Annotated in this window: 10 protein-coding genes; all 10 read right to left on the bottom strand. The window is 36.5% G+C overall.

Going from position 1 to position 12177, the window contains the following annotated elements:
• Positions 1-146 precede the first annotated feature (146 nt).
• A complete protein-coding gene (locus F3D3_RS00840; RefSeq protein ID WP_069870278.1) occupies positions 147-479 on the bottom strand; it encodes a cupin domain-containing protein in 333 nt (110 codons plus the stop codon).
• A 69-nt stretch (positions 480-548) separates the two neighbouring features.
• Positions 549-2159 (bottom strand): mannitol dehydrogenase family protein, encoded by a 1611-nt coding sequence (locus F3D3_RS00845; protein WP_069870280.1) that lies wholly within the window; start codon positions 2157-2159, stop codon positions 549-551.
• 51 nt (positions 2160-2210) lie between these two features.
• Positions 2211-3287 (bottom strand): mannonate dehydratase, encoded by a 1077-nt coding sequence (gene uxuA / locus F3D3_RS00850; protein WP_069870282.1) that lies wholly within the window; start codon positions 3285-3287, stop codon positions 2211-2213.
• Positions 3288-3334: 47 nt separating this feature from the next.
• Positions 3335-4627: a TRAP transporter large permease gene (locus F3D3_RS00855; protein WP_069870284.1), complete on the bottom strand. Its 1293-nt coding sequence runs from the start codon at positions 4625-4627 to the stop codon at positions 3335-3337.
• Entirely contained in the window at positions 4627-5151 is a 525-nt protein-coding gene (locus F3D3_RS00860) for a TRAP transporter small permease (RefSeq protein ID WP_069870286.1), read from the bottom strand. Before F3D3_RS00860 ends, F3D3_RS00855 begins: the two co-directional genes overlap by 1 nt.
• Before the next feature lie 105 nt (positions 5152-5256).
• Positions 5257-6333 (bottom strand): TRAP transporter substrate-binding protein, encoded by a 1077-nt coding sequence (locus F3D3_RS00865; protein WP_069870288.1) that lies wholly within the window; start codon positions 6331-6333, stop codon positions 5257-5259.
• A gap of 128 nt (positions 6334-6461) precedes the next feature.
• The gene (locus tag F3D3_RS00870; RefSeq protein WP_069870290.1) at positions 6462-7145 is read right to left on the bottom strand and encodes a GntR family transcriptional regulator; all 684 of its coding nucleotides are present in this window, start codon (positions 7143-7145) and stop codon (positions 6462-6464) included.
• 560 nt (positions 7146-7705) lie between these two features.
• Positions 7706-7888: a LysR family transcriptional regulator gene (locus F3D3_RS00875; protein ID WP_069870293.1), complete on the bottom strand. Its 183-nt coding sequence runs from the start codon at positions 7886-7888 to the stop codon at positions 7706-7708.
• 223 nt (positions 7889-8111) lie between these two features.
• Positions 8112-11495 (bottom strand): AAA family ATPase, encoded by a 3384-nt coding sequence (locus tag F3D3_RS00880; protein ID WP_069870295.1) that lies wholly within the window; start codon positions 11493-11495, stop codon positions 8112-8114.
• A gap of 130 nt (positions 11496-11625) precedes the next feature.
• Entirely contained in the window at positions 11626-12174 is a 549-nt protein-coding gene (locus tag F3D3_RS00885; RefSeq protein ID WP_069870297.1) for a 2-oxoacid:acceptor oxidoreductase family protein, read from the bottom strand.
• Positions 12175-12177: the final 3 nt, after the last annotated feature.

Here is a 12177-nt window from a genome sequence, read left to right on the forward strand (position 1 = left end):
TTTATATTTATTCGTTTCGCCCAGATTAGTGGCAGCAATGGTCAACCTATTTTAAGCGATAAGACCATAATGTCTATATTATCTAAGAAGGATCTTTTACAATCGTCTTTTATAATACCCATTTTATTAGGAATACTCCCTTAAAATCATATAAAATCTGCCCGCATTGGCGTAAAGATATCTAAAAGAATCCCAGCTTTAAGACACACACAACCATGGATAACCGCATCCGTCTTAAGCATAGAATCGCCTGCTTGAACAACCTTTTTTACACCCTCAATTTCAAACTCAAATTCGCCACTGATAACATAAGTAATTTGAGTATGAGGATGAGAATGAAGACTGCCAACGGCACCTTCCTCAAATTTATTTTCAACACACATAAGGCCATCATTATAGGCTAAGACACGTCTCTCCACACCTTCTGTCGCTTTAAACGGCTCTATTTCACTATGAAATACCCACCTTTTATCTTTCATCCCTTATCATCCCTTCTGAGTTCTCATCTTATTCCTCTAAAAAATTATAACGGCTTCACACCAATGTGGCTATATATATTTTTTTAAAGTTTCTCTAACGGCACCTTTTCCAGAAACCATTTCTCTAAAGTAGCCTTCTACAAGCTCTCCAAGACCAACTTCATAAAGGTCTATACCGAAAATACTTGCATTAGATAAAATAGGTTTTAGTGACCCATGAAATGAGCCTTGATCGCCCAGTTTAATCAATGAGATATGAGCAGTCACGTCTTCAAGAAGTGGGTCAGAACTCAGTGGCATTTCATTGCCAAAATCATCAACCCCCATCAAGTATCGGCACCATCCCGCAAACACAAGTGGTATCAATTTTAAATCTTTTATGCTCAAGGACTCGCTTTTAATATAGGCTTTAATGGTTTCTCCAAATCGAATGCCTAACTTTTGTGAAGTATCTGTGGCAATTCTTTGCGGTGTATCAGGCATAAATGGATTTGGTATCCTTACATTGAGCACTTCATCAATAAATTGTTTTGGATCAATAATGCCTGGATTAACCACAACAGGCAATCCTTCTACATAGCCAATTTGATCTACTAACGCTCTTAATTCAGAGTCCTTCATTTCTTCTGACACCAATTTAAAATCTAACAAACACCCAAATATAGCAAGTGTCGTATGAAGCGGATTAAGGCAAGTACAGACCTTCATTTTTTCCACTTTATCTACGGTTTCTCTGTCCGTGAAAATCACACCACCAACCTCAAGATTTGGTCTACCGTTTGGAAATTGATCTTCAATGACTAAGTACTCCATCTCCTCAGCATTTACAAAAGGCGCTACAAAAGTATTTTTGCTTGTCACAACATCCTCAACATCTTCGAATCCATCTTTTAAGAGCATTGCTCTGACGCTTTGATCTGGCCTTGGCGTGATTTTATCAATCATACTCCAAGGGAAACCCACTGATTTAGGATCGTTAACATAGGTTTCAAATCCACTTTCAGCAAATCCCTTCTCCACCCATTTTTGAGCAAATGTATGAACTGCATTATATAATTTTGTGCCATTGTGTGCCATATTATCCATACTTACCAGTGCAATAGGGGCTTTATCACATAAATAGCGTTCATAAAGTAACGCAACCAACTTACCTATATAGCTTATAGGCGCTTTAGGTCCATTACTGAAATCTTGGGCCACTGATGTGACATAATCGCCTTTTGAATCCACCAAACTATAACCCTTTTCTGTTATTGTAAAGCTCACCATTTGAAGCGATTTATTGGTGAAAATCGCTTTTAACCGATGCCACTGCGCTGTGTTTTGGGTATCTACGATTAAGGATTCTACAATGCTGCCAACTACTGTTTTTTCTATGCTACCATCTGACTTCAGCGTCACAAGGACACTTAAGTTATCATGAGGTTTATACATCTTATCGACAATTTCATAATCAAACCCCTCTGCTACAATGATGCCTTTGTCACTTTTACCTTGGTTTAATATATTTTGCTGAACATTTGCAGTAAAAGCCCTAAAAATATTGCCTGCACCAAAGTGAATCCAAACTGGGTTTGCAATCGTATTTACCTTAACTTTTTCTATATCAAACTTTGGGAGGTTAAATCCAGCACGTTGCCAAATCTCCCGATCTGCTAAATTCTCTAGGTCCAATTTCATTTCATCCACCTCTTTCCAAAGTTATATGCTGACCTCGTTATGAATCCATATCTACAAAATTGACTTCGATGACTTTTCTATCGCTTCCCATAACCCGTTGAGATACGTCGCTCCAAGTGCTCTATCATAGAGCCCATAACCCGGCATTGATTTTTCACCCCAAATCATTCTGCCATGATCGGGTCTTATAGGACCAGTCATAGCAATTTCATAAAATGCTTTCATAATTTCAAACATGTCCAGCGAACCATCGGAAGACAAATGCGCAGCTTCATCAAACTTCCTTGGACCTAGATGAATTAGATTTCTCATATGTCCAAAGTGGATTCTACCCTTGAAACTTCTAATCATATCTGGAATATCATTAAGAGGATTAGAGCCTAAAGATCCTGTACAGAGTGTAAGACCATTATTCTTTATCGGAACTGCATCGAGGAGTCTTTGAATGTTCTCTTTGTTATTTATAATTCTAGGAAGACCAAAAACCTTCCATGCTGGATCATCCATGTGAATTGCCATCTTGATGTCATATTGCTCGCAGGTTGGCATAATTGCTTTTAAGAAATATACCAGATTTTGAAATAATTTTTCCTCGTCAACTTCACTGTACATCTCAAATAATTCTTTTACACGCGTTAGTCTCTCTGGTTCCCATCCCGGCAAAATAAATCCACCTGAGCTATGTTCCATTTCATCAAACATCTTGGATGGATCAATCTTATCAATGATGTCCTGATCATATGAAAGCACTGTGGAACCATCAGCTCTCACTTTTGAAAGATCCGATCTTGTCCAGTCAAATATGGGCATGAAATTGTAACAAACTAAATCAATGCCCTCCTTACCTAAGTGCTCAAGTGTTTCTATATAATTTGCTATATAAGCATCTCTTGTTTCAAGACCGATCTTAATATCATCATGGATATTAACACTTTCAATACCGCTGACTTCAAGACCTGCAGCTTCTACCTCTGCTTTCATAGCTTTAATTGCCTCTACAGACCATACTTCACCTGGTTTTGTGTCGTAAAGTGTCGTAATAACGCCAACACATCCTGGGATCTGTCTAATTTGTTCCAAAGTTACGGTATCATATTTACTACCAAACCATCTTAATGTCATTTTCACGCTTTCTTCCTCCCTTATACTTTCATCCTCTAAAATAGGTTGCATTTTTATCTAAACAAAGATGGTAACCATAAACTAATCGCAGGTACAAAAGTAATCAACATCAATGTAATGATCATACAAATATAAAAAGGGAGAGTTGCTTTTACAAGGCGCTCCATTTTTACTTTCCCAACTGCAGAACCAATAAAGAGTACAGAGCCAACAGGTGGTGTTAAAAGACCTATACCACAGTTTAAGATCACGATAATACCAAATTGAATTGGATCGATACCAATAGAAGTTGCAATCGGCAACAAAATTGGTGTCGCAATTAAAATAATCGGAGCCATATCCATAATACAGCCAAGGATTAAAAGAATAAGATTGAGAAGAAGTGCTAAAATAATCGGATTATCTGTAAAATTTGTGATGGCATTTGCCGCCAGTGCTGGCACATGAAGACGCGTTAACAAATAGCCAAATATACTGGATGTTGCAATCAATATAAGAACGATAGAGAGTGTATCAATGCAGTACTCAAGTACCTTCCAAACGCCTTTCCAGGTAAGGCCTTTATAAATGAATACACTTACGAATAAGCTATAAATAACTGCAATTGCAGCTGATTCAGTAGCTGTAAATTTACCACCTACAACTCCCACAACAACAATCATAATTGCCGCCAGTGCCCAAAATGATCTAAAGAGTTGTTTAAACAAGGTAATCAAATTAAAGGCTTCACCTTTTGGATAATTTCTTTTAACCGAAATAATATATGAACCAATCATAAGAGAGATTGCAAGAATCGCTGCTGGCATATATCCCGCAAGAAAAAGACTTCCCACAGAAATACCACCTGCAGTGGTTGCATATATGATCATATTATGACTTGGAGGTACTAAAAGCCCTTCAACAGATGACGTAATCGTAACTGCTGTTGAAAAATCATCATCATACCCTTGCTCAACCATCATTGGAATCAAAATGCTCCCCAGTGATGCTGTATCCGCTGCTGCAGAACCAGAAATACCACCAAAGAAATATGAGGCAACGATGTTCACCATCGCCATGCCACCACGCATCCATCCAACACAAGCCCTTGCCAGTGCAATCAATTTTTCAGAAATACCACCGCTTCCCATGATGACACCCATCGTGATAAAGAAAGGAACTGCCATAAGACTGAACGAACTGATCCCCTTTACCATCTGTTGAACGATGGTCGTAAGCGGAAGCCCCTGATATAAAAGTGTGAACAAAGATGAGAGTGCCACTGCATAAGCAATAGGGAATCTTAAAAAGATCATTATAAAAAAGCTCCCTATTAAAATTAATATCGCCATACTTTCTGGACTCATCAGATCGCCCCCTCTTTCACAAAAATACTTTTAATATGATTGTACAGTATCTCAATTTCAAAAATAAGCATGGCCACTCCAGCCACCGGAACAGGAAAATACATCCAAAATCTCGAAACACTCGGCATGCTCACATAAGATCCCTTTGAACCTATTTGCATGGCATATTTCCAACCTACAACGATCATAATAACTGCAAGTGCTAAAACTGCAAAATCAGAAATAATATCTGAAACTAAGAGCAATCTCTTCGGTATAAATCGATCAAATGCAGTCATACGAATATGTGTATTTTTACGGATTGCAAGAGCTGCTGATAGTACGGCCATATACACCATACACGTCAAAACAACTTCCTCGCTCCATGATGGATCTGGAATAAATGAAACATACCTGCCGGTTACTGCCATAGTCGTGATGAGAATATCCACAACCAGAAGCAACTTACATAAAAATAGTACGATCTTATAAGCCACATCATATGCCGGTTTAATTTTATCTATTCTATCAAATATTTTTGGCATATCTTATCTCCCCCTTTTTTTATAATAGCGAATGCTCTATAAAAAATTAGACACAGAGGTAGTACCTCCTCTGTGTCTAAAATACGCATTAAATGAACTCTAATCTTATTTCATATCCAAAATTTGTTGGTAAAGCTCTGCATTGTCAGCAGTTGATTTTTCAATAATGTCTTTACAAGCATCTTGCCAAGGTGCTTTGTCTTGAACATCAACAATAGTAACACCTGAAGCCTTTAATTCTTCTAACACTTTGTTTTCAGCATCTTCTGAAATTTTTCGGTTAAACTCTGATGCATATTTACCAGCTTCTGTTAAAATTGCTTGTTGATCAGCCGTAAGACTATCCCAAGCTTCATCTGTAATGATTACTTGAATTGCGCCAAGTGTATGACCATCAAGAATCATATTAGGTGCTACTTCAGGAAATGCATTTGACTTGTAATTAGCAATTGGTTGCTCTGCAGCATCTACAACACCTGTTTGTAATGCAGAATAGAGTTCGCCAAACGATACAACTGTAGGTGATGCCCCAAGACCTTCAACCATTCCGTTCATAACTGGATCATTTGATACTCTAATTTTTAAGCCTTTTAGATCTGCCATACTGTTAAGTGGTTTTGCTGAGAAGAAATGACGGAATCCTTCTTCTCCATAAAATAAACCTCTTACACCGCTGCCATTTTCATGTGGTTCTAATAGAAATACAGGTGCTAAATCTGAAGTTGCAAAATTCCAGAAATGCTCACGATTTGCAAAAGTATAAGGAATAGAAAGCAATTTTGATTTTTCACCACCATAGCTTGTTAATGCGAATGCAGAGATACGTGACATATCAATCGTACCACCACCACCTAGCATTGTATCTAGGACATCGTTTTCAGATCCCAAAACACCACTTGGTTGAATATCGATCTTGATCATGCCATTAGAAAGTTCTTCAACTTTTTCTTTAAATGCACTATCGGTTTGACCAACGATTGTATCTAGTGGATTCACTTCTGCGAAAACAAAAGTAATCGCCTCTGCTGCTGGTTCAACAGCTGCAGGTTCAGTTGCTGCTGGTGTCACTTCTGGTGCTGGTGCTGCCTCTGGTGTAGGCGTCTTAGCACCACAACCTGCTAGCGTTGCCACAATTAGCACGAGCACTAAACTTAGTGATAATAATCTTAAACTCTTCTTCATTTTTGTCCCCTCCTATAATCTTCACTTGCTATTTGCATTGCAAATATTTCCTAAATAATCTTTATATTTTTGTCCCCTCATTCAAGAAATTTTGCATTAATGCCAACACTTTCATCAAAAAATAGAACTTACTTGAAATATTCTGGGTACTTTTCCTTTAACTCCACCTGTTCAAATACAAGTTTCTTAACATGATTGCTAATAACCTCTTGTCCCATTTTTTCATCCTGATTTATAATACTGTCCAAAATCTGAACATGTTGTTCAACGATACTTTTCCAGATTGCATCTGAAAAAAAGGTAAGTACACGTACACGCTTGTATTCTGAATTTATTTGCTCAATAAACGACCACAATCTTGCCTTGTTACAACCTGCAAATATAGTCTTATGAAACTCTTCGTCTAATTGAAGAAATTTAAAGAAAGATTTTTGTTCTATGAGCTTTTTTTGCATATTAATATTTGCCTTAAGAACCTCAATCAATTCCAACGGAAATTTATCCGTGGCAATCTTGAGAACAGATTTCTCTAAACTCTCACGAATAAACCGAACGTCTTCAACAATATCTAGATCAATAAAAGCAATATAAGTGCCTCTTTGTGGAACAATGTTCAGTAATCCCTCTTTAGACAATTTTATAAAAGCTTCTCTAACAGGCGTTCTACTCACATTAAATAAATCTGAAATTTCTTTTTCACTGATCTTGTTCCCCGGCGCTAACTTAAAACTGATGATATTGGTCTTGATCGTTTCATAGACATAATCACCGACTGTAAGGCCATCTCTTAATGCTTCTATTTCTAAATTCATCTATTCACTTCCTTAAAAAATTGATTCATGTTTAGATTTTAGTACTAACATACTACCATGGTACTCCAAAAAATTATGAATGTCAATCCTAATTGCTCTCTTACTGCAGTCATCTTATTTTCAAGTTTTTGAACACCTTTAATAAGAAATGCTGTAGCTGTTGGCATGTAAAGATCTATTGACGTATTACAAAATTATGTATAAATGGGTGTTTTAGTTACAACGACTGACAAGTCTTCAAAGCTGATACAAAGATAAAATTGCAAAACCATCATGAGTATGAATACTAGGACCGAAACGTTTGATCCTGAAGTCCCGCAGAATTATCGCTATCAAATCGCATAGCCTTGAAGGTAAATTATTCGTCCAATTTATTGCTCTCATCTTTATGTCCTACATCAAAAAAGCGATGGATACCGCAAATCTGTTCATAGCCCATTGCTTTTAAATAAGGCTGTGCACAAGGATAGCCGCTTCATCCCTTTTTTTAATAGATTACAGTCTTTTATACCTTCATCTAAATGATCTATAATCGCTTTAAAGTGGTTTACCATAATCAGTCATTCTGGTGTTATTTGAATTTCTTTATTGTTTCGTATAAACAATTCTAATCCTAACGCTTCCTCGAGTAATCGAATTTGTCTACTGACATTTGGTTGAGTCATATAAAATTCTTTTGCAACTTTAGTGAAATTTAAATACTTTGCTGCTTTTAAAAAAATTCTCACCTGTTGAAAATTCATGAAACACCTCTAAAAAACATTATGTTTATACTCTGTATTACTTTGGATATCTCAAAGAAAAGCGACAAAATTCCACTCATTTTGTCGCCTTTCTAAAATCCCCTATAATGATACTTTTCAAATAAAATCTTCACGCATTGGCGAAAAAAGTTCAAGGCATACCCCACTTTAAGACATACACAGCCATGAATCACCGCATCTGTCTTTAACATTGTATCTGCATCTAAGTGTTTTTTTCCATAAATTTTTTTTTCGCATTAATGATATCAACAGCTTCGATATGCATAAGCTTTTCCTGGACTTCTTTTCCATCAAAAATACGAACTGACTGCATCCTAATCATATAATCTAAGAATTGTTTTGCCAATAGCCCATTTTTAAGCACCATATATTTATTTTGACAGAGCTCATCAAGTGCTTCTTTTAATATCTCATCACAACCGGCTTCCAACACATACTTTCTCAGCTCTAATTCATTGCTAATCAGCGCCTGTAATGCCTCTGATGAATAGTTTTCAAAATGGATATGCATTGGAAAGCGGTAAGCCAATGACGGATAACTGGCAAAGAGAGTCGAAAGCCCTTCCTGAGAACAGTTCAAAATAAAATACGTCCGTTGCTTATTCTTATCTATAAATTTGATAAATGATGACATTAAACTTTGAAATTTTTCGAAAAATATGAGTCTATCGGCATTGTCGATCAAGATAATACGACCTATGCCTTTATTGAAGATATCTTCTAGGGCATTGCCATGTTCAAGGTTGACTAGAATCTCTTCGTAATTGAGTTCATAAGGTTTTTTAGATTTGATGAAGCCTAAATTTGTCAGTAACTCTCCCATTAAATCAATCATCTTGTGTTTACCTGTACCCATTTCACCCGTAAAAACCATGTTATTATACTTGTTAAGATCAACCGCATAGCCTCTTTTTTTTCTTAAATCATTGATTTTTAACATTTTGTAGAAATCAAGCAAGTATTGCTTTGATTCTGAATTCCCTGTGTACGTTTCAAGACGGGCATTGAAATTATAATCTTGATTACGATCCGAAAAAATATAGCGTTCAATGTCTGTTGCGGTGATGACATTCATCTCATTTGCACTGGTGTGCTCTTCGGCAATTCTGATGCTCTGGATACGGATAAGATTTTCTACATAATTTCTTACAAGCCTTCCGTTTCCAGATTGCATATCGGCATTTTCATAGATATCAATGAAGTTTTTCGCCATTTCAGACTCTGCTTTTTTTGAAATTCGAAAACCTTTGCTTTTAAAAAGTTTTTTTGCCATAGCAAAGAGCTCACCAGGTACATAATCTTTAAAAATGGTCCAAAGTGGAAAGCGTGATCGAAGGCCAATATTAACATCAAAAAAAGCTTCCATTTCGTCTGTATACCCTGCTAAAATAACAATGACCTCTTTAGAATAATCTTCAATGAGTTTTAGTAGAGTTTCGATGGCTTCACGACCAATAGCATCACTTGCAAGCGTGTAGGCTTCATCTATAAATAAAATACCACCAAGAGCTTCTTTGAATTTAAGTTCTGTTTTTTTAGAAGTTTCCCCTGGCATATCTGAAACAAATCCAGAACGATCGGCCTCTATGAGTTGACCATTTTTCAAAAATCCCATGGCACTGAGCATTTCAGCTACCAGTCTTGCGATACTTGTCTTTCCAGTTCCTGGATTACCTGCAAAGACCATGTTGAGATTTTGTTCTATTTCTGTGTATACGCCAACAGAGCGTCTTTTTTCCTGTGCAATCAAAAGTTTGTATTGTGCACGTAATAAATTTTTAACATCATCAAGACCAATGATATTTGAAAGTCTGGATTCTAAATCAAAATCAATGCTGAATTTAAAATTAAAATGTTGCTTCGTCAGAGTATCAAATACTTGATCTGGATTGTACAAATATTGCTTTCTAAGCTCAGCAATGGCACGATCAACAATATTTCTAACGAATCTTGCATTACCCAGTCCTTTCTTTTCTTTGATCTGCGTTTTGTCAAACAGATCAATAAGTTCATCTTTTAGACTTGGAGCAATCGCATAACCTTTTTGCCCCGCATAAGTGACCGCTTTTTCATACATTTCACTTGGCGTATAATCCGTAAAATGGACTCGATTTGGAAAAACGGCTTCTAGTCCATGTGATTCAATCATCGCAAGCATCTCATCATCTTTTCCTGAAAGAATCATCACCAATTCATTGCCGTACTCTCGGTATTCCTCACTTAAAGCACGAATAAACGCCTCACTTGCTTTGTTTTTTTCACTGTCAAAAATAGAGGATATTTCGTCAATAAAAAGCATCCCACCAAGAGCTTTTTTAAAGAGTTCTCTCACATTTTCACGAAGCTTATTCAGATTCTCAGCCATAAAGTCAGATTGACTAACGCTAATAAAGCATTCGCTTTGTAGCACTCCCAGTGCCAAAAGATAGTCGTACATCAATTGAGCGGATTCACTTTTGCCAGTCCCTGCATTTCCAGTAAATACAGTATTCAGATTTACAACTGTTGTTTTGAGCCCCATCTGCTTTCTAATATTCTGAACTTTAAAATTATTTTCAATTTGTGCCATAAACGTCTTAAATGCTATTAGACCTGTTCTCGTTTGCAACCTATATTTGACCTCTGATAAGCTTGCTGTCACGTAGTCTTTTAGATTATAGCGTTCTTCATCAAGCCTACAAAAGATCTCATTATCCATCACATAAAGATACATGGCATCACTGTGATTGCGCTTTTCTCTCAGTAATTTATCAAGTGGGGCACTGATTTTATAACGCGTATACTCCATTAAAGAGAATTTTTCATGTTCTTCAAAACTTGCAATATATTTATAAAGGCTCCTGATTTGTGCGTCACCATGTTGCCCTTTCGGATTAAACTTAATTTTAATCTGATGTGCTTCCTCTATATCATTTAGAACTTTATATAGAATGTATTGCATCATAGATAGTTTTTCGTCTTTTGTCAGTTCTCGTGTATAAAGCACTTGATCACACTGAGTTAAGTGATCCTCTAAAAATTGTGATAATTGATCATTAGTACGTCTATTAAAACTAAAAATATAATATTTATCAGGGCACTCAATGGTTTCAATGTAGCTTTCGTCTACAATATTTTGTTCAGCTTCTTCAATTTCAACTAAAAACATATCTCGAATGGTATATGGCTTTTCAAGCTGAATCTTGCCTAAGGGTTCAATCGCAGTGAGAATCTGGAGCATTTGTGCCGATGCACGTTCAATATTTTTAAAAATGAGCCCCTTTACATCGCTTTTTAACAAATGGATTAAATCTGTTAAAAATACATTGAATCCCAATTTGAACTCATAGTTTTCCATGTCCATTTCAGCAAGTTCGTAAGGTCCAAGTAACTCTGATTGATTAAGATGTCTAAAAATGGAATTCACACTGTTTTTCTTAAACGTATTGGGTTCACCTACTAATAATAAGCTCCCATAAGTTTCTGTTTCAATTTTCTTGCGAAAGTATTGACATAACGCTTCAAAATAAGTTTCTTGTCCTATGAATTCACTATTAAGCTCTTCTAACACTATATTAAAAATTTGATCTACCTTTTCATTTATCATAAGCAACTCCATCTATTTTTTATGTATTGTACCATTATTTTAAGGTGTTTTAAAGGACATATTCCCATATTATAAATTAACACAAAAAGAAGGATCGACTAAAATCCTCCTTTTGCTATGAAAGAATCCTTTATTGCTTTTGTGACTTGCCAATTTCAAGTCCTCTTTCAAATGCTTGCTTGTTTAAAGGCAATAAAGATGCCTTACTCGCCAGTTTCTTTTCAATGGTATGCCATACAATTTCAGGTGCCACAACGCCTGTATAGCCAATATAGACCCCGAGCATGATAATATTCAAGACTTTGACATTCCCCATTTCCAGCGCCATCTCAGTTGCTCGTACCTTCACAAGAGAAATGTCATCGCGCCCAACATTCTCCCTTACAATTGAGCTGTTGACAAACAGCGTCCCACCTGATTTGAGCTGATTTAAAAACTTATCCAGTGAAGGTCCATTCATAACGATGAGATCATCCATTGTATCCATTAAAGGCGCACCTATGAAATCATCTGAAATCACCACAAAGCAATTTGCTGTTCCACCTCGTTGCTCAGCGCCATAAGAGGGGAAGAACGTCACATTTTTATCTGTTGAATCACAAGTCGCCTCTGCCAAGAACTTCCCCATGGTCATAACGCCTTGGCCTCCGAAACCGGCAACGCATAAATTTGTTTCCATGTC

It is taken from the genome of Fusibacter sp. 3D3, assembly GCF_001748365.1.
Classification (GTDB): Bacteria; Bacillota; Clostridia; order Peptostreptococcales; family Acidaminobacteraceae; genus Fusibacter_A.

What these genes read in the sequence shown, in the direction of transcription:
- F3D3_RS00880 (WP_069870295.1), bottom strand. Translation starts at nt 11,495, where the DNA reads ATGATAAATGAAAAGGTAGATCAAATTTTTAATATAGTGTTAGAAGAG.
- F3D3_RS00840 (WP_069870278.1), bottom strand. Translation starts at nt 479, where the DNA reads ATGAAAGATAAAAGGTGGGTATTTCATAGTGAAATAGAGCCGTTTAAA.
- F3D3_RS00860 (WP_069870286.1), bottom strand. Translation starts at nt 5,151, where the DNA reads ATGCCAAAAATATTTGATAGAATAGATAAAATTAAACCGGCATATGAT.
- F3D3_RS00865 (WP_069870288.1), bottom strand. Translation starts at nt 6,333, where the DNA reads ATGAAGAAGAGTTTAAGATTATTATCACTAAGTTTAGTGCTCGTGCTA.
- F3D3_RS00885 (WP_069870297.1), bottom strand. Translation starts at nt 12,174, where the DNA reads ATGGAAACAAATTTATGCGTTGCCGGTTTCGGAGGCCAAGGCGTTATG.
- F3D3_RS00855 (WP_069870284.1), bottom strand. Translation starts at nt 4,627, where the DNA reads ATGAGTCCAGAAAGTATGGCGATATTAATTTTAATAGGGAGCTTTTTT.
- F3D3_RS00845 (WP_069870280.1), bottom strand. Translation starts at nt 2,159, where the DNA reads ATGAAATTGGACCTAGAGAATTTAGCAGATCGGGAGATTTGGCAACGT.
- F3D3_RS00870 (WP_069870290.1), bottom strand. Translation starts at nt 7,145, where the DNA reads ATGAATTTAGAAATAGAAGCATTAAGAGATGGCCTTACAGTCGGTGAT.
- F3D3_RS00875 (WP_069870293.1), bottom strand. Translation starts at nt 7,888, where the DNA reads ATGAATTTTCAACAGGTGAGAATTTTTTTAAAAGCAGCAAAGTATTTA.